We start from the raw sequence: 21,166 nt of genomic DNA on the forward strand, positions 1-21,166 counted from the left end.
TCGACTCGCGCGGCACGCGCGGCGTGAGAGGGGTCGCGTGTGGCAGCAAGGTGCGCCCGGCCCCTCTCCCGGGCCGCCTGCGGCGTCTCTCGACCTCTCCCCGGCGGGGAGAGGTGAGGTTCAGTTGATGCTGGGCAGGCCCAGCCGCCTGAGCTCGATCTTGGGACAGCGGTCCATCACCACTTGCAGCCCTGTCGCCTCGGCGCGCGCCGCCGCGCCCAAGTCGATCACGCCCAATTGCGTCCACACCGCCCTGGCGCCGGCGGCAATCGCCTCATCGACCACCTCGGCAACAAATTCGCTGCGGCGGAACACATCGACCAGATCGATGGGCGCCGCAATGTCGGCAAGGCGGGCCACGACGGCCTGCCCCAAAATGGTCTGCCCCGCGAGCAGCGGGTTGACCGGAATGACGTGATAGCCGTGGTCCAGCAGCACCGCCATCACCTCGTGCGCCGCGCGTTCGGGGCGGTCGCTGGCGCCGACCAGCGCGATGGTGCGGGTTTCGCGCAGCAGCCGGGCGATATCGGCATCACGGGTCAGCGGCACGGCTTACAATCCGGTCGTGGCGATGACGCCGGCGGCAATCTCGTCGAAAATCGCCGCGCTGTCGCCGCTCACCGGCTGGCCGGCGTCGGCGGCGGCGCGCACGGTCATCTGCAGCGGGATGCGGCCCAGGAAGGGCACGCCCATGGTCGCGGCTTCGGCCTCGGCGCCGCCACGACCGAACGGATCAGACACATGGCCGCACGCCGGGCAGCAATAGCCGGCCATGTTTTCCACCACGCCCAACACGCGCACGCCGACATCGTTGAACATGGCCACCGCGCGGCGGGCATCGATCAGCGCCAGATCCTGCGGCGTGGATACGATCACCGCGCCATCGGGCTTGAGCTTCTGCGCCAGGGTCAACTGCACATCGCCGGTGCCGGGCGGCAGATCGATCACCAGCACATCCAATGCGCCCCAATCACATTGTTCGACCATCTGCACCAGGGCCGACGATGCCATCGGCCCGCGCCAGACAATGGCCTTGTTCGGATCGGTCATCATGCCCATCGAAAGCGCCTTGATGCCGAACCTTGTTTCGGGTTGCAGCCGGTCATTCTCGACCCGCGCCCGCCCGGTGATGCCCAGCAAGGTGGGCACCGAGGGGCCATGAATATCGGCATCCAGCAGGCCGACCGCCTGGCCGGCCCGCGCCAGCGCAAAGGCCAGATTGGCGGCCACGGTCGATTTGCCGACGCCGCCCTTGCCGCTGGCCACCGCCACCAGCTTGCGGATGCCGGGCACGGTGGATTCGGCCGGGCGCGCCGCGCTGGCGGGGGCGGATGTGCGATCGGCGGTCAGGATGATGCGCGCTGCGGTGATGCCCGGCACGCGCTTCACGGCGACTTCGACAGCCGCCTGCAACCGTTCGGCGGCGGTGCGATCCAGGCCATCGATGGCCAGCACCAGCCCGGCCTGTCCATCATCCTTCACCACGATGCCGGCGGCGCGGCCCGATGCGATCACATCTCCGCCTGCGGGGTCCGCGACGGCGGCCAGGGCGATTGTGACCTTGTCTTTCAACGACATTCCCAGCTGCTTTCCCCAAATTGCGCCCGATGCGACAAGCGCAATGGCCAACAAACGCTGCTGCGGTGCCGCATGCCCTCGCAATCGCGGTTCGAGCTTCGTATATAGTGGTTTCTTGATGCGTGATAAGGTCTGGAACAGCATTCCCATGCCCTGGCAGAACAACTCCGACGATAGCGGCAACGGCCCCTGGGGCAATCGTGGCGGCGAAGGCAATGAAACGCCGCCCGAACGGCCGCCCGAACGCGGGCCGCAGAACCGGCCGGCCAATCCGTGGGGCGAAGGCCCGGTGCGGCGTCCCATGGGCAACAAGGGTCCAAGTCGCGGCGGCGATTTCGATGATCTGATCCGCCGCAGCCAGGAACGCCTGCGCAGCCAGTTCGGCGGCGGCCCGGGCGGCGGCGGCGGCATGGATATCGGCGATGGTCGCTGGGTGGTGTGGGCCGGCGGTGCCATCGTCGCGGCGTGGTTGCTGCTTACCAGCTTCTACCGGGTCGATGCGCAGGAACGCGCGGTTGTGCAGCGCTTTGGCGCCTATCAGGACACCACCGGCCCGGGCGTGCACCTGAAACTGCCGTGGCCGATCGATGCGGTGGAGCGCCGCAAGGTCGAACAGATCAACATCATCGACATTTCATCCAGCGAGGGCGCCAGTGAAAATCTGATGCTCACCGGCGATCAGAACATCATCAATCTGGCCTACACGGTGCGCTGGAAGATCAAGGCGCCCGAATCCTATCTGTATGAACTGTCGGACCCGGAAAAGACCGTGCGCGAAGTGGCGGAAAGCGCCATGCGCGCCGAAGTTTCCAGCGCGACGCTGAACGATGCGCTGGGTCCGCAGCGGGCCCAGATTGCCGAACAGGTGCGCGAACGCATGCAGGAATTGCTCGACAGCTATCGGTCGGGGGTGGAAGTGCGTGGTGTCGACATCAAGCAGGCCGATCCGCCCGTCGCCATCGACAGTGCGTTCAAGGATGTGTCGGCAGCCCAGCAGGATGCGCAGCAATATCTGAACCGCGCGCGTACCTATGCCCAGGCGCTGGTGGCGCGGGCGCAGGGCGATGCGGCGGCCTTTGATGCCGTCTATGCGCAATATCGCCTGGCCCCCGAAGTGACGCGCAAGCGCATGTATCTGGAAACCATGGAAAAAGTGCTGGCCAAGGTTGACAAGACGGTGATCGATGCTCCCGGCGTCACGCCGTATCTGCCGTTGCCTGAAGTGCGCCGCCGCGCGGCCGCGGCCGCGCCGGCCGCCGAAACCGCCCCGCAGCGTTAAGGACTGAATGATGGCGATTCTGATGCGCAATCCTGCCTTGCTGGCGGCTTTCGGCTTTGCCCTGGTCGTGCTCGCGATGGGCAGTTTCTACACCGTCCCCGAAACCCAGCAGGCGGTCGTGCTGCGGCTGGGCAAGCCGGAGCGGATCGTCAATGCCTATGATCCCAAGGCGGGCCTGGGGGAAACCGGTGCGGGCCTGACGATGAAGGTGCCGTTCATCGAGGATGTGAAGTTCATCGACAAGCGCATCCTCGATCTCGACATGGATGCCCAGACCGTGCTGTCGACCGATCAGTTGCGGCTGGTGGTGGATGCCTTTGCCCGGTTCCGCATCGTCGATCCGCTGCGCATGGTGCAAACCGTTGGCAGCGAACAGAACGCCGCCGATGCCCTGAAGCGCATTCTGGCGTCCAAGCTGCGCAACGAACTCGGCAAGCAGCCCTTTGCGGCGCTGCTCAGCCCGGAACGTGGCCAGTTGATGGACGAAATCCAGCTGACGGTGAACCGCCAAGCCAAGCAATATGGTGCGGAAATCATCGATGTGCGCATCAAGCGCGCCGATCTGCCGTCGGGGCCGCCGCTGGAAGCCGCCTATGCCCGCATGGCATCGGCGCGCCAGCAGGAAGCTGCGACCATTCGCGCGCAGGGCAACAAGCAGGCGCAGTTGGTGACCGCCCAGGCCGATGCCCAATCGGCGCAGATCTATGCCGAAAGCTTTGGCAAGGATCCGGAATTCTATGCCTTCTACCGTGCCATGCAGGCCTATCGCACCACCTTCGATGATGGCACCGGCACGGTGATCCTGGGTCCGAACAATGAATTCCTGCGCGAATTCGAAGGGCGTCGCACCAACCGGTGAGCTTCGTTCATGCACGGTTAGTCGTGCTGTTCGCATAAGCCGGGTCTTCGTCCGTCCGTCGCACGATCAGTAGAAAGAGACACATGTCGTCAAAGCGCTTCCGTCACCTGGTTCCGCTCGCCGTGCTTGCCACCGGCCTCACCGCCATCGCTGTGGCGCAGGCGCCTGCCGCGCCGCAGGCCCAGAATGCGGTGGCACCGGCCGTCGCCATCCAGCCGCCCGGCGGCGCACCGCGCAGCTTTGCCGATCTGACCGCACGGCTGGCACCGGCCGTCGTCAACGTCTCGACCACCCAGAAAGTGGAAGTCGGCCGCATGCGCCGCATGCCCGGGCAGCCCGGCGGCAATCCGCTGGAGGAATTTTTCCGCCGCTTCCAGGAGCAGCAGGACGGTGGCGAACCGGTCACGCGCGAGGCGACCAGCCTGGGTTCGGGCTTCATCGTCGGTGCCGATGGTTATGTGGTCACCAACAATCACGTGATTTCGGCTGGCGAGGGTCGTGACAAGCCGGTCGAATCGATCACGGTTACCTTGTCGGATCGGCGGGAATACAAGGCGCGCGTTGTCGGCCGCGACACGCTCACCGATCTGGCGCTGCTGAAGATCGAAGCCACCGGCCTGCCCTTCGTGCAGTTCGGCAACAGCGAGCAGATCCGGGTCGGCGATTGGGCGATCGCCATCGGCAATCCGTTCGGCCTTGGCGGCACGGTGACCGCCGGCATCGTTTCGGCGCTGCACCGCGATATCGGCTCCGGCCAATATGATCGCTATATCCAGACCGATGCGTCGATCAACCAGGGCAACAGCGGCGGGCCGCTGTTCGATCTGGCTGGCAATGTCATCGGCATCAACACCGCGATCTTCTCACCGACCGGTGGCAACGTCGGCCTTGGCTTTGCCATTCCGGCCGAACTGGCCAAGCCGGTCATCGATCAGCTGAAGGCCAGCGGTGCGGTCAAGCGCGGCTACATGGGGGTCGCCATCCAGCGGCTGACCTCTGACATCGCCGACGGCCTGGGCCTGCCCAAGGACACGGGCGAGATCGTTGCCAATGTCGAACCGAACGGCCCGGCGGCGCGCGCCGGCATCCGCCAGGGCGACGTGATCCTGTCGGTGGCGGGGCGCCAGGTCAATTATGACAACAGCCTGTCGTATCTGGTGGCCACCACGCCGATCAACACCACCGTGCCGATCGAACTGATCCGCGACGGCAAGCGGGTGAAGGTGATGGCGACCATCGCGCAGCGCCCGGCCGAGAATATCGTCCAGGCACGGGCCGGCCTGCCGACCGATGACGATGAAACCCCGGCCGCAGACGACAAGGCACCGGGCATCGAATCGGCGCGCGCCAGCCTGGGCATCACGCTGCAACCGCTCACCGCGCAACTGCGCCAGCAACTGCGGATCGACGACAAGGTGCAGGGCGTGGTGGTTGCGGGCATCAGCCCCGCATCGGACGCGTCTGCCAAGGGCCTGCAGCGCGGTGATATCATCGTGAAGATCGGCCAGAAGCCGGTGACCAACCCGGCCGAAGCCGCCGCCGCGGTGGATGCCGAGCGCAAGGCCGGCAAGGACACGGTGCTGATGCTGGTGCAGCGCGGCAACACCCCGCCCACCTATCGCGGGATCAAGCTGCTGCCTGACAAGCCGGCCAAATAAGCCCGGACGCATGAAGGAATGGGGGGCGGGAGACCGCCCCCCTTTTTTTGCTTGGGGTGGATTGCGCTCAAGCTGAAGCGTTCAACGCCCTCCCCCCTGCGGGGAAGGCGAGAGACGCCGAAGGCGAGGCCCGTGGGGGTTGCGCTCTATATTACCAAAGGCAGGAACCCCCACCCCCCCGGATCAGGTCCGGGGCAGGCTGCTCGGCTGGCGTCGTGTCGCCCTCCCCGCAAGGGGGAGGGAGCCGGTGTGCCTCAATCAAAGCGCAATCGAGTCTACAAGGGCCGTTCGAAGACGCGATAGGTGCGGGTCACGTGGCTGTCGATGACATCGGCGATCGATCGCATCGGGCCGTTGTCGTCAAGGATCCAGCCGATCTCCCCTTCGGACGCGCCGAAATCCGCGATGGAACTGCGGCGGATATATTCGATCATCTGGAAGGCCATCAGGCTGGACACGCGCTGGCCTTGCAGGGATTTGCGGATGCCCATCAACGGCACCCGCATGCGTTTGACTTGCGGCTTGCGCAGGCGCCACAGCAATTTCGCCCAACCGAATGGAAACAGTTCGCCATTCAGATCGCGGGTCAGCTCGTTGACATCCGGCAGGGTGATCATGAAGCCGACGGGTTCGCCTTCATATTCGGCGATGCGCACCAGATTGTTGAAGATGATCGGCTTCAGCTTCTTGCCGACATAGGCAATTTCGAGCGGTGTCAGCGGCACAAATCCCCAGTTGTCCGCCCAGGCATCGTTCAGGATGTCGAGGATCAAGGCGGCTTCAGCGTCGAAGTTGGTCTTGTCCACCGGGCGCGTGACCAGCTTGGCATTGCGTTCGGACGCCGCCACGATGCGCTGCACGATCTCCGGCAGCGGCTGCTTGATCGGCAAGGACCAGCAGTGCAGGTCCTTCACCCCGGCATAGCCATGCGCGGTGATCAGCCGTTCGTAATAGGGCAGATGATGGCCCATCATCACCGTCGGCGGCGCTTCGAAGCCTTGCACCAGCAGGCCGGGCTCATCCCAGATCGACAGGCTGAACGGGCCTTGCGCGCGGGTCATGCCGCGCGTGCGCAGCCAGGCTTCGGCAGTATTCATCAAGGCGTCTGCCACCGCCGGATCATCGATGCATTCGAACATGCCCCAATGGCCAGTGCCGGCGCCCATGTGCTTGAGCACCAGTTGATCGACCTGCGCCGAAATGCGGCCGACAGGCTTGTTGCCCTGATAGGCCAGCCAGAACGCGGCTTCGGCATGTTCGAACCACGGATTGGTCTTCAGCCCGCCGATGAGGCCGTGCATTTCCGATTTCAGCGGCGGCACCCAGTGCGGATCCTTGGCATAAAGCTGCCAGGGCAGCTCCACAAACGCCTTGTGGTCGGCTTTGGTTTCGACGGGCTTGATGATGATGGCGCTGGTCATGCCGATCCGTTAATCGCGATTTGCGGCAAATTGGCGGCGATCACTCCTCGGTGCGGATCAGCACGGCTTCGCCGATCAGCAGGAACAGCAGAAACGGCGCCCACGCGGCCATCACCGGGGGCACCGTGCCGAAATTGCCCATCGCCAGCATGAAATTGTCGGCCACGAAGAAGGCAAAACCCAGCGCCATGCCGATCACGGCGCGCACGAACAATTTGCCCGATCGCGCCAGCCCAAAGGCCGCCACTGCGCCGAGCAATGGCATCAGCACAGCCGAAAGTGGTCCGCTGATCTTGTGCCAGGCTGCCGCCTCCAGCACGTCGGTCGGCTTGCCGGCGGCGCGCTGCTCGCTGATTTGCGGCCACAGATCCCACAGGGCGATGAAATTGGGATTGATGCTGATCGTCGTGAACTGCCGCGGCACAACATCGGTGGCGAAATCCAGCCGCGGCCGGGTTTCCAGCCCGCCGCTGGCCACATCGAACAGCCGCACGTCGGCCAGCCGCCAGCCGCCGCGCATCGGCACGGCACTGGCGGCCATCACCACCTGCACCAGACGATTGTCGCGCCGGTCATAGATGGTGACGCCGGACAGATTTGTGGCATTGTCGCGGCCGGTCACCCGTTCGGCATGAAACAGATCATCGCCGCCACGCACCCAGCTTTGTCCGGGTTTGGCTGCGGCCACCGGCAATTTGCGAAATTCGTTGTCTTGCCACGCCTTCAACGTGGCACTTGCCCTGGTGCCTACGCGTTCATTCCAGGCAAAATTGGCGATGGCCACGCCCAGCGCTGCCAGCATCAGCGGCGCCAGGATATGGTGGGCGGAGAGGCCGGCGGCCTTGAAGATCACCACCTCGCTGTTCTGATTGAGCGTCGCCAGGGTCACCAGCGTGGCCAACAGCACCGAAAACGGCAGGAACAACTGAATGATCTGCGGCGCGCGCAGCGAGACATAGAGCCACAGATCGGCCTCGGTGTTGCCGGGCGCCGCCAGCACCTTGCCGCTTTCCGACAACAGATCGAGCGCCTGCAGGATCACCGTCAGGCCGATCATGAAGGCCGCCACCCGCACGAGAAACATCCGTGCCGTGTACCAGGCAATGGTGCGCGAAGGAAAAATTGCCATGTTCAGGGTTACCCAGCCGACAGCACGTCGTCGGACCAGCGTTGCCGCTTGACCAGCTTGCCGGCAATCCCGGAGACGAAGGCGGTGATCTTGCCGAACCAGCGATCGAGCGCGCCGATCGGTTGGCCACCCGGTCGGCCCAGCACGTGATAAAGCCAGAGCGAGCCGCCCATGAACAAGACGAAGGGCACCCACTGTGCCAGCACCGGATCGATGCGGCCCAATTGCCCCATGCGCTCGCCATATTCGGTGAACTTGTGAAAGGTGACGAGCGCAATGATCGACAGGAATACGCCCAGCGCCGATGTCGAGCGTTTGGGCGGCACGGCCATCGCCAGCGCCAGGAAGGGCAAGGTGAACATCACCAGGCACTGGATGATGCGGCGATGGAAGGTGGCGCTGGCGCCGCGGCGTTCGGCGGCGCTTTCGGAATGGAGCATGGTGTGCAGCAATTCGGGCAGCACGGCCTCCAGATTGCCTTCGCCGCGTTTGCGGAACGCCGCCATTTCCGGCAGCCGGATCGGCAGGTCATGCTGGGCAAAGGCCAGCACCCGCGGTGTTGATCCCGGTGCCGGGCTGTGCACCAGCGTGCCGTCCTGGAGACGCAGCAATATATATTCGGGATCGTCGGTGGCCAGGAAGGTGCCGCGTGCGGCCGTGGCGGCGATGGTCTGGCCAATCTTGCCATCCTTGTCGCGCGCCACCGCCCGCACGAACAGGCCGCGCAGATCGGCGCCGCCCTTGCGGGATTCCTCCACCCGCAAGGTCATGCCGCCGCCCAGATCGGCAAATTCGCCGACCTTGATCGACGCGCCCAAGGCGCCGGACCGCAATTCGAACCGCAGATTTTCATAAGCATAGCGGGTAACCGGTTGCAGCCAGCCGACAATGCCGAAATTCACCACGGCAAACACCACGGCAAACAGGAACGGCACCCGCAGCAGCCGCCCGTAGGAAACGCCCACCGCCAGCAGCGAATCCAGTTCCGACGACATCGCCAGCCGCCGGAAAGCGAGCAAGATCCCCAGCATCACGCCGATCGGGATGCCCAGCGACAGATATTCCGGCAGCAGATTGCCCAGCATGCGCCAGACCACGGAGACTGGCCCGCCTTCGTTGACCACGAAATCGAACAGCCGCAGCATGCGATCGAGCACCAGCAGCATGGCGGCCACGACAAGAGTGCCAATCAACGGCACCAGAATCAGGCCGAACAAATATCGGTCAATGCGCTTGATCACGCCGCAGCAAACTTCCCTGCCGGGCGTCAGGCGGGCGACCGGATGCAGAGCCTATAGCCGCCCCGCCTGCGCCGGTCATGGAAAAACGTGGGTGGCGTCGGTCAGGCGGGCACGGCCAGCGGCAGGCCGCAGATTTGCGCCGCTTCGTCAAAGCGTGCCAGCACCGTATCGATCTGATCGTCGCGGTGCAGCGCGCAGATCGAACAGCGCAGCAGGAACACACCCGCTGGTGTCGCCGGCGGCCGGCTCATGTTCACATACACGCCCAGTTCGATCAGCGTGGACCACATGCGCGCTGTGGTTTCCTGATCGGGCATCAGCACGGAGACGATGGCGCTTTCCGGCGTATCAGTGGCCAGTTTGAAACCGCGCGTCTTCAGGCCGCCGTGCAGGCGCCGCGTCGCGTCCCATAGCCGGGCACGCTTGTCGTGCGCGGTCATCAGCTTGCGGATGGAGGTGGCGGCGCAGGCAACCACGGCGGGCGGCAGCGACGCCGTGAACGTGTAGGGCCGGCAGACCAGGCGCAGGATTTCGAATTTGGGGTGGTTGGACACGCAAAAGCCGCCAACAGTGCCCACGGATTTGGAAAAGGTGCCGACCACGAAATCGACATCGTCGGCAACGCCGGCTTCCTCATAGACGCCGCGGCCATGCTCGCCGAAAAAGCCCATGCCGTGCGCTTCATCAACCAGCACCATGCAGCCATGTGCCTTGGCGATGGCGACCAGTTCCGGCAGCGGCGCGATGTCGCCGAGCATCGAATAGACGCCTTCCAGCACGACCAGCTTGCCGGCCTCCGGCGGCAGGCGCTTCAGCCGCTTTTCCAGATCGACCGCGTCATTGTGGCGGAACCGCACGATATCGGCATTGGACATCTTGCAGCCGTCATAGATGCTGGCGTGGCTGTCGGCATCGAGGATGATGAAATCGCCCTTGCCGGCCAGCGTGGAGACCATGCCGAGATTGGCCTGATAGCCGGTGGAGAACACCATGGCGTGGGACATGCCATAGAAGTCCTTCAGCGCGTCTTCGCACAACTTGTGCGTCTGATACGTGCCGTTCAGCACACGGCTGCCGGTGGTGCCGGCGCCGAAATCGCGCAAGGCGACATGCCCGGCGGCGATCACATCGGGATCGAACGTCATCCCCATGTAATTGTAGGTGCCCAGCAGGATGGTATGCCGCCCCTTGATGATGGCCTCGGTGGGAGACAGCACCTGCTCCATCACGATGCCGAACGGGTCGCGGACGCCGGTGGCCAGCAGGCCGGCATGCTCGGCGATCAACGGATCATATTTTGCCAACAGATCGATCATGATCAGCCCTTCTTCACAACCAGGCCGTGCACCGCATCGGCAACCTGCCCGATGGTTTCCAGATCGGGCAGCATGTTCAACGGGATCATGATGTCCCATTCGTCTTCCATGCTGGCGACCAGATCCATCACCGTCAGGGAATCCATTTCCATGTCGCCGGCAAAGCTGGTGGATTCGGCCAGGGCGATCTTCTTGGCGTTCAAGGGCTCGATCAATTCTATGATGCGGGCATAAACGCTGGCGCGGTCGGTCATAAGGGCTCCGTGTTGGTTGCCGCCCTATTGCACCACTGTGTGGCCAAATGGGGGCAATCCGGGCCCGCAGGCCACACACGTCAATCGCTGCAATCAATCCGTCATGATAATGCTATTATTGGCACCATGAACGACGCGTTGCCGAAGCCCCATGGTCACTCCATCTATCTGCTGCGCACGATGCAGCAGCAGCACACGTCCCTGTCGGCCATGGCTGACCAGAAGGCCAACATGCTGCTGGGCGTGTGCTCGGTGATGCTGGCGCTGGTGGTGCGCAACGGCACGCTGGTCAATCTGCAGCCGCCCATGCTGATCCTATCGGTCTCTGCTTTCCTCGCCGCCCTGTGCTGCATGCTGGCCGTGGTGCCGGCCTTCGGTCGCTCACCAACCAAGATCGTGGCGCCTGGGTTCGAGCCCAACATGCTGTTTTTCGGTGTCTTTGCCGAATTGTCGGAAATGGAATTCCAGGCGCAGATGCGCACGATCATGGGCGATGACGAATCAATCTATCAGGCTATGCTGCGCGATGTGCATCAGCAGGGGCTGGTGCTGAAGACAAAGAAATATCGGTTCCTCGGCTATGCCTACCGGATTTTCATCCTGGGGATCGTGCTGACGCTGGCCGCGTTGCTGATCGAGTTTGCAACCTAGGCCGTGAACTGCCCCTGGCTGCGGGCATGGGCGATGGTCGCCGCCAGCCCGTCGGGTGCGTCGATCTGCGGCACCCAGCGGCCGGCAAGCCGGGCATTGCCGCCGCGCGCCACCCAGTCCGGATGCGCCAGGTAACGCGCCCGGTCACGGCTGAGCTTGGGCAGGCGCCCCTGCAGCCTGGCCACCAGCGTTGCCACAACGGCGCCGGCCATCAGCACAGACGGCGCAATTGGCAGCGTCCACACACGGCGTCCCAATGCCGCCGCGATCAATCCGGCAAATTCCTTGTGGCTGTACCCGCCGCGATCTCCCATGCCGTCATCAAGCTCCAGGATCTGGTGCACCGGACCGCCCTCGGCCAGCGCCAGCAACGCCCGCGCCAGATCATCGACGTGGATCAGGCTGATCCGCGCATCCGGCCCACCGGGGGCCAGTCCCAACCCCCAGGCGGCGGCCTGGAAAATCTCCAGCATCTCGGTATCACCCGGCCCATAGACGCCGGGCGGGCGCACGATCACCCAATCCAGCCCACTTGCCATCACCCGTGCATCGCCTTCCGCTTTCGAAGCACCATAAAGCGACAGACCGGGTTCTCGCGCTGCCAGGCTGGAGACCTGCACAAATCGCGTCACGCCTGCGCCCGTTGCGGCCGCCAGCACATTGCCGGTGCCGCTGACATTGCCTGACCGGAACCCGGCCGCATCGGCCGCATTCACCACGCCGGCAATGTGGATCACCGCGGATGCGCCTGCACACAGACGGGCCAACGCCGCGCCATCGTCCAGATCGCCGACCACCCATTCAATGCCGGCCTGCGCGGCGCGCGGCCGGCGGGTGAGCGCGCGCACGGGCTGCCCGGCCAGCGCCGCCACGCGGCTGCCGACGAACCCGGTGGCACCGGTGATGGCGATCACCTCCCCTGCGGCGCATCGCGGGGGGGCGGGCTGGTTCAAGCCGCGACCTCGAAGGGCTGAATTTCGCCCGACAGATATTGCAGACGCGCCTTCGAGCGGGACAGCTTGCCCGAAGAGGTGCGCGGCAGTGTGCGCGGCGGCACCAGTTCCACCACGCAGCTCATGCCGGTGATCGCCTTCACCTTGGTGCGGATCGCGTCGCGCAGCTTGAGGCGCTCGTCATTGTCGCTGGTGCGGCACTGCACCAGCACGGCGGGAGCCTCTTCACCCGACGGCGTGGTGATCGAAAAGGCGGCGATGTCGCCGGCCTTGAAGCCGGGCAATTGCTCGATCGCCCACTCGATATCCTGTGGCCAGTGATTCTTGCCGTTGATGATGATCATGTCCTTGGCGCGGCCGACGATGTAGAGCGAGCCGTCCTTCAGATAAGCCATGTCGCCGGTGTCCAGCCAACCATCGGGCGAGAGCGCTGCCGCCGTGGCTTCGGGATCGCGGAAATAGCCGGCCATCACGCCCAGGCCACGCACGAACACCCGGCCGATCTTGCGTTCGGGCAGCAATTGGCCCTGTTCGCCGCGCACTTCGATGGTCAGGCCGGGCATGGCCTTGCCGCAATTGACGATGGCGCGATACCGGGTGGGCAAGCGATGATCGGCGCGCGGTTCCGTGGCGCCCGACAGGGTGCGCTCGTCGATCAGGTCGCACTGAATGCCTTCGCCCACCGGCATGATGGTGACCGCCAGCGTGGCTTCGGCCAGGCCATAGCTGGGCAGGAAGGCCGATGCCTTGAACCCGGCCGGCGCGAAGATGTCGACAAAGGCCTGCATCACTTCAGGGCGGATCATGTCGGCCCCGTTGCCGGCCAGCCGCCAGCGCGACAGGTCATAGCGTTCAGCGACCGGAATCGACGGCGAAATGCGGCGGGCGCAGATGTCGTAGCCAAAGGTGGGGGAATAGCTGAGCGTTGCATCCTTGTTGCGGCTGATCAGCGTGAGCCACGACAGCGGCCGGCGGGCGAAATCTTCGGTGGCGAGGAAATCCACCGACATCTGGTTGGCCAGCGGCGACAGCACGCAGCCCACCAGGCCCATGTCGTGATACCAGGGCAGCCAGCTCACGCCGCGATCGCCTTCGCCCACCTTCATCATGATGCCATGGCCAGCCAGATTGGCGAGCAGGGCTTCGTGGGTGACGGCAACGCCGTGCGGGAAGCGGGTGGAACCCGACGAATATTGCAGATAGGCGACATCGCCCGGATTGGCCTGCGGCAGCGCCACCACCGGGGCATCGCCCTGAAACCGGATCGACCAATCGTGCGCGGCGCAAAGGCCGGCAGCGGATTCGGCCACCATCGGGAACAGGCCGGATGGCGACAGCACCATAACCGGATCGCAGCTGGTCAATTGCACGCGGATCTGACCAACATAAGCCTCACGCCCGCCAAAGCTGGTAGGCAGCGGCAGCGGCACTGGCAAGGCGCCGGCACACACGGCGCCGAAAAAAGCCGCTATGAAATCAGCACCGGTTTCGGCGATCAGGGCGATGCGGTCCCCCGGCTGTACGCCCTCGGCAATGAAGTGCATGGCATGGCGGCGGGCATCGGCGGCCAGTTCGGAATAGGGGTAAACGCGCACCAGATCGGCGCGGGCATCGTGGAAGTTAAAGCCTTTCAGCCCCTGGGCGGCATAATCCAATGCCTCCACCAGCGTGCCGAAATCGGCGTTGCGCATCGGCCGGCCATCATCGGTTGGGGTGGAGCGCAGCGCGCCTTGCGGTGCTGTTTCAGCCATGATTTTCTCCCTTCCACTCTGCCTGAAGCGACCCGTCTGGCAGAGGACGGCAAATTTCTACACTATGGCTGTTGCACAACGGGGCGTTCAAATTCCGGCCCGAAAGTGGCAGGAACGTGGCATGCAGGGTGAAAGTGACAGCAGCAGGCCACCAAAGCCGACGAAAGCGCGGGTACGGCAAGAGCCGCCGCCGCTCGATCAGGCCCGCCTGAACGATCTCGCGCTGGGCTATGCGGCGCGCTTTGCCACCACGCGGGCCAAGCTGGCGCGCTATCTGGCGCGCAAGCTGAAGGCGCGCGGCTGGGCCGGATCAGAACCGGCCGATGTTGCGGCGCTGATCGATCGGCTGGCTGCGCTGGGCTATGTGGATGATGCGGCCTTCGCGGCGATGAAGGGCCGCGCCATGGCGGCGCGCGGGCTGGGGTCGCGGCGCGTAGCCGAAGCGCTTGCGGCGGCCGGGGTGGCGCCCGATGATCGCGGTGACGGGCCTGATGCACCGCAGGCGCTGGAAATTGCGGTCGCCTTCGCGCGGCGCAAGCGGTTGGGCCCCTTTGCCCGCACCGTCAGTGATGATCAGAAACTGCGCCAGAAGGCGCTGGCGGCGATGCTGCGCGCCGGCCACAGCCTTGATGTGGCCCGGCGCGTGCTCGCCGCCGGGTCCGTGGCCGCCGCCGAAGCCCTCAGCGTGGATGAGCCAGGCTGAACAATGGCCTCAATGCAGTTGTCGACGGTCGCCCGTTGACCAACTGATCACCAGGCCCAGCGCCTGGCCCATGATTTCGCCAGAGAGGGCGAACTGGCGGGGTCGTGGGTCGCCTTGATCTTCCAGCGCCAGATGCAGGCGCGGCTGCGCTGCAACAATTGCCGCGATCACCAGCAGCGCCATGCCAAGCTGCGCTGTCCACCCGTTCACCATCGCCCCGCTCCCGGTCGTCTTTCGCCCGAATTGCCCCGATCGTTGCGGCCACACCCGTCCAAGCGTGCGACCGCAACCACCGATCCTATGCCGGCCATATTCTGAGCGACGCATGAACGGGGCTGAGGGCCGCCTCGGAAACTGCACTTAGGAATGATTTGCAATATTGATTAGCGGGACGCCGATTGCTAAGGAGATTGCGAATGATTTGCAGTAAGGAAATCTGGCGTGCAGGTGACATATGCTGGTTTGGCAAAAACCGCCCTGTTCACAAGGCGCTTGCGTCGCTTGGCTTTGGCCGGTGCCACGGCGCTCGCTGCACCCGTCTGTGCGGCCGCGCCAGTCGCATCCCTGGTGATCGCATCGGCCGCCGATACCGCCGATGCGATTGCTCCCGATGCCGAAATCATCGTGGTGGGGGATGCGATCCGCGCCGGCCGCATCGCCGGCTCCACCGCGCTGGTCAGTGAAACCGATCTTCAGCGCAGCCGGGTGTTCACCGTCAACGACGCCCTGCGCCAGGTCGCCGGCGTGTTTCCACGCGATGAAGAAGGCGCCGGTGCCCGGCCGAACATCGGCATCCGTGGCCTCAATCCGGTGCGGTCCACCAAGGTGTTGCTGCTGGAAGACGGTATTCCGCTCGGCTTCGCACCCTATGGCGACAATGCAAGTTACTATCACCCGCCCATCGAGCGGTTCCGTCGCATCGAAGTGTTGAAGGGTGCCGCCCAGGTCCGGTTCGGACCGCAGACGATCGGCGGGGTGATCAACTATATCACCCCCGACGCGCCGGAGGCCTTCACCGCGCGCGTCACCGGTAGTGTCGGCAATCGCGATACGGCGAATGTGGACGCGGTTGTCGGCGGCCGCGCGCTCGGTGGCGGCCTGCTGCTGCATGTCAACCACAAGCAGACCGACGGCAACCGCGACAACCAGCACCTGCGCTTCACCGACATCTTCCTGAAAGGCAGCTGGGAACTGGGCGCCGATCATGGCCTGACGCTGAAGCTCTCGCGATTCCGCGAAGACAGCCAGGTCAGCTATTCCGGCCTGACCCGCGCCGAATTTGCCGCCGATCCGCGCGGCAATGCGTTCGTGAACGATGATTTCCAGGCCGCGCGCCTGAACGCCACGCTGTCGCACCGCTGGCGATTGGCCGACGCCGCGACATTGAAGACCACAGCCTATTATCATCACTTCACCCGCGACTGGTGGCGGCAATCGTCGAACAGCGGCCAGCGCCCCAACGATTCCAGCGACCCGGCCTGCGGCGGCCTTGCCAATCTGGCCACGACCTGCGGCAACGAAGGCCGGCTGCGCGATTACGATACATGGGGCGTGGAAAGCCGGGTCAGCCTCGATCACGACCTGCTTGGTCTGGGCATTGGCGGCGAAACCGAATTCGGGGTGCGGTTCCACGAGGAGCGTCAGCGCCGGCGCCAATGGAATGGCGACACGCCCACGGCCCGCACGCCCGGCATCGGCGTCAACGGCGGCGTGCGCGAGAACAATGAACGCGACGCATCGGCCTTCTCGGCGTTCGTGCAGTCGCGGCTGGAATTCGGCCCGGTGGCCATCATTCCTGGCCTGCGCGGCGAATTCATCGATTATGAACGGCGCAATTTGCCGCTGGATGTGATCGCCGGGGGTCGCCCCACCGGCGCCCAGACCGCGCCAAGCAGCGCCCGCCAAAGTGTCGACAAGCTTTTGCCGGGAGTCGGCGTCACCTGGGACGTCGCCAAGTCGGTGACGCTGTATGGCGGGGTGCATCGCGGCTTTGCACCGCCGCGGGTCGAGGACATCATCACGGCCACCGGCGGCGGGGTCGATCTGGATGCCGAGCTGAGCTGGAACTGGGAAGCCGGGGTACGCGGCAGCCTGATCAAGGGCCTGAAGGCCGACGCGACCTTCTTTGTCATGGATTTTTCCAACCAGATCGTGCCGCAATCGGTGGCCGGCGGTGTCGGCACGACGCTGACGTCGGCGGGGCGCACCTTGCACCGTGGCGGCGAAGTCTCGCTCACCCTGTCGTCACGCGACGCCGGCTGGACCGGTGCCGAGACGGATCTTTATGCCCGGCTGGCCACCACCTGGGTTGCCGATGCGCGCTACAGCGGCACGCGCATCGGCATTGCGCCCTGCTTTGACGGCGCGACCCCCGGCACGCCGGTGCTCACCGGATCGGGACCGGTGCCCTGCGGCCAGGCCCGCGATGTGCGCGGCAACCGCCTGCCTTACGCGCCGGAATGGCTGGTCACCGGCGCGGTCGGGGTCGAACACCGGGGCTTCACCGGCCAGGTCGAGCTGGTTGGCCAATCTTCGATGTTTGCCGACGATGTGAACCTGATTCCGGTGACGCCCGATGGCCAGCGGGGTCGCATCGGCGGCTGGGCGCAGTTGAACGTCGCGCTCGCCTATGGTCCGCCGCAGGGCAAATGGGAGGTCTTTGTCTCGGCGCGCAATCTGACGGGTCGGCTGTTCGTGATCGATCGTGCCCGCGGCGCGCTGCCCGGCCAGCCGTTCATGCTGCAAGGCGGCGTGACCGTGCGTTACTGACGCTCACGAAAAACGGGCGGCGCAAGATGGCACCGCCCGCTTTTTCGTTTTCGGGTTGATCAGGCTTGGTGATCAGGCTTCATTCGGGGCCGGCAACGCCTTGGGCGCTTTCTTGGCCTTGGGCTTCTTCACCGCCGACACGATCTCGAAGGCCAGTTCATTGTCCTTCATGTGCACGCGCACTTCGCCGCCGCCGACCAGCTTGCCGAACAGCAGTTCCTCGGCCAGCGGCTGCTTGATCTTCTCCTGGATCAGGCGGCCCATCGGGCGGGCGCCATAGAGCCGATCATAGCCGCGCTCGATCAGCCAGGCCTTGGCGTCTTCGGTCAGGCTGATGTGCACGTCGCGATCGGCGAGCTGCACTTCCAGTTGCAGCACGAACTTGTCGATCACCATCGCCACCACCGATGGCGGCAGATAGGCGAATGGCACGATCGCATCCAGGCGGTTGCGGAATTCGGGGCTGAACATCTTCTTGATCGCTTCCTCGTCCTCCCCGATGCGGTTGGTCGAACCGAAACCGATGCCTTCGCGGGCCATGTCGGCCGCGCCGGCGTTGGTGGTCATGATCAGGATGATGTTGCGGAAATCGACCGTCTTGCCGTGGTGGTCGGTCAATTTGCCGTTGTCCATCACCTGCAGCAGGATGTTGAACAGATCCGGGTGGGCCTTCTCGATCTCGTCGAGCAGCAGCACCGAATGCGGCTGTTGATCGACGGCATCGGTGAGCAGGCCACCCTGATCGAACCCGACATAGCCCGGAGGCGCCCCGATCAGCCGGCTGACCGAATGCCGCTCCATATACTCCGACATGTCGAAGCGGGTGAGCGGGATGCCCAGGATATGCGCCAGCTGCTTGGCGACTTCGGTCTTGCCGACGCCGGTCGGGCCGCTGAACAAATAACTGCCGATCGGCTTGTTGGCCTCGCGCAGGCCGGCGCGGGCCAGCTTTATGGCGCTGGCCAGCTTGTCGATGGCGGCATCCTGGCCGAACACCACCCGCTTCAGATCAGCTTCCAGCGTGGCGAGTTGCGCCTTGTCATCGCTGGAAACGCTCTTCGGCGGAATGCGTGCCATGGTGGCAATCACCGCTTCCACTTCCTTCACGCCGATCACCTTGCGGCGACGATTTTCCGGCAGCAGCATCTGCGAAGCGCCGGTCTCGTCGATCACATCGATGGCCTTGTCGGGCAATTTGCGATCATTGATGTAGCGCGCCGAAAGCTCGACCGCCGCCTTGATGGCGTCGGGCGTGTATTTCAGCTTGTGATGCTCTTCATAGCTGGCGCGCAGCCCCATCAGGATCTTGATGGCATCCTCCACGCTCGGCTCGTTCACGTCGATCTTCTGGAACCGGCGCAGCAGGGCGCGATCCTTTTCGAAATGGTTGCGGAACTCCTTGTAGGTGGTCGAACCGATGCAACGGATCGCGCCCGAAGACAGCGCCGGCTTCAGCAGGTTGGAGGCGTCCATGGCCCCGCCGCTCGTGGCGCCGGCGCCGATCACGGTGTGGATTTCGTCGATGAACAGCACGGCATGCGGCAGCTTTTCCAGCTCGTTCACGACATTCTTCAGCCGCTCCTCGAAATCGCCGCGATAGCGGGTGCCGGCCAGCAGCGCGCCCATGTCGAGGCTGTAGATCACCGCCGGCAGCAGCACGTCGGGCACCTGGCCTTCGACGATCTTGCGCGCCAGGCCTTCGGCAATCGCCGTCTTGCCGACGCCGGGATCACCGACATAGAGCGGGTTGTTCTTCGAACGCCGGCACAGGATCTGGATGGTGCGATCAACCTCTGGGCCGCGGCCGATCAGCGGATCGACCTTGCCCAGCTTGGCCTTCTCATTCAAATTGACCGTGAATTGCTTGAGGGCGCTTTCATTGCCCTTTTTGTCGGCCTTCTCGGCCTTGGCCGGCTTTTCCTCCGGCTCCTCGCGTTCATTGCCGCCGGCCGAACCCTTCGGCGGCTTGGCTTCGGACTGGCCGGACTTGGCAATGCCGTGGCTGATGAAGCTCACCGCATCCAGGCGGGTCATGTCCTGCTGCTGCAGGAAGAACACGGCATGGCTTTCGCGTTCGGAAAACAGCGCGACCAGCACGTTGGCACCGGTCACTTCCTCGCGGCCGCTCGACTGGACGTGCAGGATGGCGCGCTGCACCACGCGCTGGAACCCGGCGGTGGGCGACGGATCGACGCTGGAATCAGCCTTCAGGGCCGACAGCTCGGTATCCAGATAGCGGATCAACTGGCTCTGCAGTTCTTCCAGCTCGACATTGCAGGCCTTCATCACCTGGGCGGCGTGATTGTCGGTGGTCAGCGCCAGCAGCAGATGTTCCAGCGTGGCGTATTCATGGGTGCGTCGGGCAGCTTCGGCCAGCGCATTGTGCAGGGTCTTTTCGAGTTCGCGCGTGAACGAAGGCATCAAATTCTCCGGGGCGCCGCCTTCGTGGGACGAAGACGCACCGTTTGCCGGCCGGGCCTGTTGCTCGGCCTCTGGGGAATGTCTGCCTCGCACTGGCAAACATCAAGGGGCAAACGGCCCACCCTACGATTATTGTATGTGGCATCGACGCACAGGTGGGGATGTACTGATCATTTGACCGCGACCGCTGGAAATTGAACCTGGCGACGTCAGCCGGTGATGCAGCATCATGCTGCGCAATTGGCGGGCATGATTTGCACGTTGAACCTGGCCACGCCGGCCGACAGGGTCGATCTTCGCAAGGCAAAGGCCGGACTGGCCGGGGCGGCGGCGCCCTCCAATTGCTGAACCGGTTTGCGCCGACGCGGCGGGCGGGCCATGATGGCGCCCATTGGAGACCATCATGCGACCCTGTTTTTCCGTTCTGCTGCTGGCCGCAGCCCCACTGGCCGCACAGCCTGCGCCGCAAGCCATGACGGTGCAGGCCGCGCCCGCCACGCCGCTGCCGCTGCCCGGCTATGTCGCGGATCGGCCGCTGCTGTCGCTGCTACGCCTGCTGCCGCCGCCGCCCGATGCCGGCAGCAGCGAAGCCAAGGCCGATCACTATCTGTATCGCGACAGCCGGCGCGGCATCGGCGGCCCGGAATGGCGCAAGGCGCAGGGCCAGCTCGGCATCGGCAGCGCCGAATATCAAAAGGCGGTGGCCTGCGCGGTGGGGGCCACGATCAATTATAAGGCGACCCCCGCCACCATGACCTTGCTGATCCGCGCCGGTGCCGATCTGTCCCGCGCGGTCACGGCGGCCAAGGACTATTACAAGCGGCCACGGCCGTTCACCACAGATCGGGGCAAGGCCTGCGATCCGGAATCCGCCGTCGATGGCGGCAAGCGGCTGGGCTTTGCCTATCCGTCGGGCCATGCCGGTGTCGGCTGGTTGTGGGGGCTGATCCTGGCCGATGTGCGCGCCGAACGCAGCGCCGAGGTGCTGAAATTCGGCAAGGCCACCGGCGATCTGCGCATCGCCTGCCGGGTACACTGGGCATCAGACGTCACCGGCGGCCGGCTGATGGCGACGGCGCTTTATCAGCAGATCGCCGATACCGCCGATTACAAGGCCGATCTGTTGAAGGCGAAGGCGGAATTGACGCTGGCGCCGGTGCCGGAAGGCTGCCCGGCGACGTGA

Annotated in this window: 18 protein-coding genes; 7 read left to right on the top strand and 11 right to left on the bottom strand. The window is 64.8% G+C overall.

Annotation, left to right across the window (positions count from 1 at the left end):
• Window positions 1-120: 120 nt before the first annotated feature.
• The gene (locus tag ABWP22_RS02650; RefSeq protein ID WP_353198373.1) at window positions 121-549 is read right to left on the bottom strand and encodes a CoA-binding protein; all 429 of its coding nucleotides are present in this window, start codon (window positions 547-549) and stop codon (window positions 121-123) included.
• Between the two features lie 3 nt (window positions 550-552).
• Window positions 553-1,578 carry an Mrp/NBP35 family ATP-binding protein gene (locus ABWP22_RS02655; protein WP_353198374.1) on the bottom strand — a complete coding sequence of 342 codons (1,026 nt, stop codon included), beginning with the start codon at window positions 1,576-1,578 and terminating at the stop codon, window positions 553-555.
• A 148-nt stretch (window positions 1,579-1,726) separates the two neighbouring features.
• On the opposite strand from ABWP22_RS02655, the gene hflK reads away from it, so the two are divergent.
• The 3 genes from hflK (at window position 1,727) to ABWP22_RS02670 (ending at window position 5,374) form a co-directional block, all read left to right on the top strand.
• Window positions 1,727-2,857 carry an FtsH protease activity modulator HflK gene (hflK, locus tag ABWP22_RS02660; protein WP_502951075.1) on the top strand — a complete coding sequence of 377 codons (1,131 nt, stop codon included), beginning with the start codon at window positions 1,727-1,729 and terminating at the stop codon, window positions 2,855-2,857.
• Window positions 2,858-2,867: 10 nt separating this feature from the next.
• Window positions 2,868-3,716: a protease modulator HflC gene (gene hflC / locus ABWP22_RS02665; protein ID WP_353198424.1), complete on the top strand. Its 849-nt coding sequence runs from the start codon at window positions 2,868-2,870 to the stop codon at window positions 3,714-3,716.
• 83 nt (window positions 3,717-3,799) lie between these two features.
• Complete coding sequence (locus tag ABWP22_RS02670; RefSeq protein WP_353198376.1) at window positions 3,800-5,374, top strand: Do family serine endopeptidase; 1,575 nt, start codon at window positions 3,800-3,802, stop codon at window positions 5,372-5,374.
• A gap of 275 nt (window positions 5,375-5,649) precedes the next feature.
• Here ABWP22_RS02670 and ABWP22_RS02675 read toward each other — a convergent pair whose 3' ends face one another.
• From ABWP22_RS02675 to ABWP22_RS02695, 5 genes are all read right to left on the bottom strand, one after another.
• Entirely contained in the window at window positions 5,650-6,795 is a 1,146-nt protein-coding gene (locus ABWP22_RS02675; protein WP_353198377.1) for an N-acetyltransferase, read from the bottom strand.
• Between the two features lie 40 nt (window positions 6,796-6,835).
• Window positions 6,836-7,924 (bottom strand): LPS export ABC transporter permease LptG, encoded by a 1,089-nt coding sequence (gene lptG / locus ABWP22_RS02680; protein ID WP_353198378.1) that lies wholly within the window; start codon window positions 7,922-7,924, stop codon window positions 6,836-6,838.
• An 8-nt stretch (window positions 7,925-7,932) separates the two neighbouring features.
• The gene (locus ABWP22_RS02685) at window positions 7,933-9,165 is read right to left on the bottom strand and encodes an LptF/LptG family permease (RefSeq protein WP_353198379.1); all 1,233 of its coding nucleotides are present in this window, start codon (window positions 9,163-9,165) and stop codon (window positions 7,933-7,935) included.
• Between the two features lie 101 nt (window positions 9,166-9,266).
• Window positions 9,267-10,481 (bottom strand): serine palmitoyltransferase, encoded by a 1,215-nt coding sequence (gene spt, locus ABWP22_RS02690; RefSeq protein WP_353198380.1) that lies wholly within the window; start codon window positions 10,479-10,481, stop codon window positions 9,267-9,269.
• 2 nt (window positions 10,482-10,483) lie between these two features.
• Window positions 10,484-10,735, bottom strand: a complete 252-nt coding sequence (locus ABWP22_RS02695) for an acyl carrier protein (RefSeq protein ID WP_353198381.1) — start codon at window positions 10,733-10,735, stop codon at window positions 10,484-10,486.
• 9 nt (window positions 10,736-10,744) lie between these two features.
• On the opposite strand from ABWP22_RS02695, the gene ABWP22_RS02700 reads away from it, so the two are divergent.
• Window positions 10,745-11,386, top strand: coding sequence for a Pycsar system effector family protein (locus ABWP22_RS02700; RefSeq protein WP_353198382.1), 642 nt, complete (start codon window positions 10,745-10,747; stop codon window positions 11,384-11,386).
• Here the strand turns inward: ABWP22_RS02700 and ABWP22_RS02705 are convergent.
• Together ABWP22_RS02705 and ABWP22_RS02710 are read right to left on the bottom strand one after the other, a co-directional pair.
• A complete protein-coding gene (locus ABWP22_RS02705) occupies window positions 11,383-12,300 on the bottom strand; it encodes an NAD-dependent epimerase/dehydratase family protein (protein WP_353198383.1) in 918 nt (305 codons plus the stop codon). The genes ABWP22_RS02700 and ABWP22_RS02705 overlap by 4 nt on opposite strands.
• A 35-nt stretch (window positions 12,301-12,335) precedes the next feature.
• On the bottom strand, window positions 12,336-14,090 hold the full coding sequence (locus tag ABWP22_RS02710) for a fatty acyl-AMP ligase (protein WP_353198384.1): 1,755 nt from the start codon (window positions 14,088-14,090) through the stop codon (window positions 12,336-12,338).
• 121 nt (window positions 14,091-14,211) lie between these two features.
• Here ABWP22_RS02710 and ABWP22_RS02715 point away from each other — a divergent pair, with 121 nt between their 5' ends.
• A complete protein-coding gene (locus ABWP22_RS02715; RefSeq protein ID WP_353198385.1) occupies window positions 14,212-14,793 on the top strand; it encodes a regulatory protein RecX in 582 nt (193 codons plus the stop codon).
• Between the two features lie 9 nt (window positions 14,794-14,802).
• Here ABWP22_RS02715 and ABWP22_RS02720 read toward each other — a convergent pair whose 3' ends face one another.
• The gene (locus ABWP22_RS02720; RefSeq protein ID WP_353198386.1) at window positions 14,803-14,976 is read right to left on the bottom strand and encodes a hypothetical protein; all 174 of its coding nucleotides are present in this window, start codon (window positions 14,974-14,976) and stop codon (window positions 14,803-14,805) included.
• Between the two features lie 309 nt (window positions 14,977-15,285).
• Between ABWP22_RS02720 and ABWP22_RS02725 the strand changes: the two genes are divergently transcribed.
• The gene (locus ABWP22_RS02725) at window positions 15,286-17,562 is read left to right on the top strand and encodes a TonB-dependent receptor family protein (RefSeq protein ID WP_353198387.1); all 2,277 of its coding nucleotides are present in this window, start codon (window positions 15,286-15,288) and stop codon (window positions 17,560-17,562) included.
• Between the two features lie 72 nt (window positions 17,563-17,634).
• Here ABWP22_RS02725 and clpA read toward each other — a convergent pair whose 3' ends face one another.
• Window positions 17,635-19,983, bottom strand: coding sequence for an ATP-dependent Clp protease ATP-binding subunit ClpA (gene clpA / locus ABWP22_RS02730; protein ID WP_353198388.1), 2,349 nt, complete (start codon window positions 19,981-19,983; stop codon window positions 17,635-17,637).
• A gap of 403 nt (window positions 19,984-20,386) precedes the next feature.
• On the opposite strand from clpA, the gene ABWP22_RS02735 reads away from it, so the two are divergent.
• Window positions 20,387-21,166, top strand: a complete 780-nt coding sequence (locus ABWP22_RS02735; protein WP_353198389.1) for a phosphatase PAP2 family protein — start codon at window positions 20,387-20,389, stop codon at window positions 21,164-21,166.

Origin of the sequence: Sandarakinorhabdus sp., from assembly GCF_040398665.1 — a bacterium.
Taxonomy (GTDB): domain Bacteria; phylum Pseudomonadota; class Alphaproteobacteria; order Sphingomonadales; family Sphingomonadaceae; genus Sandarakinorhabdus.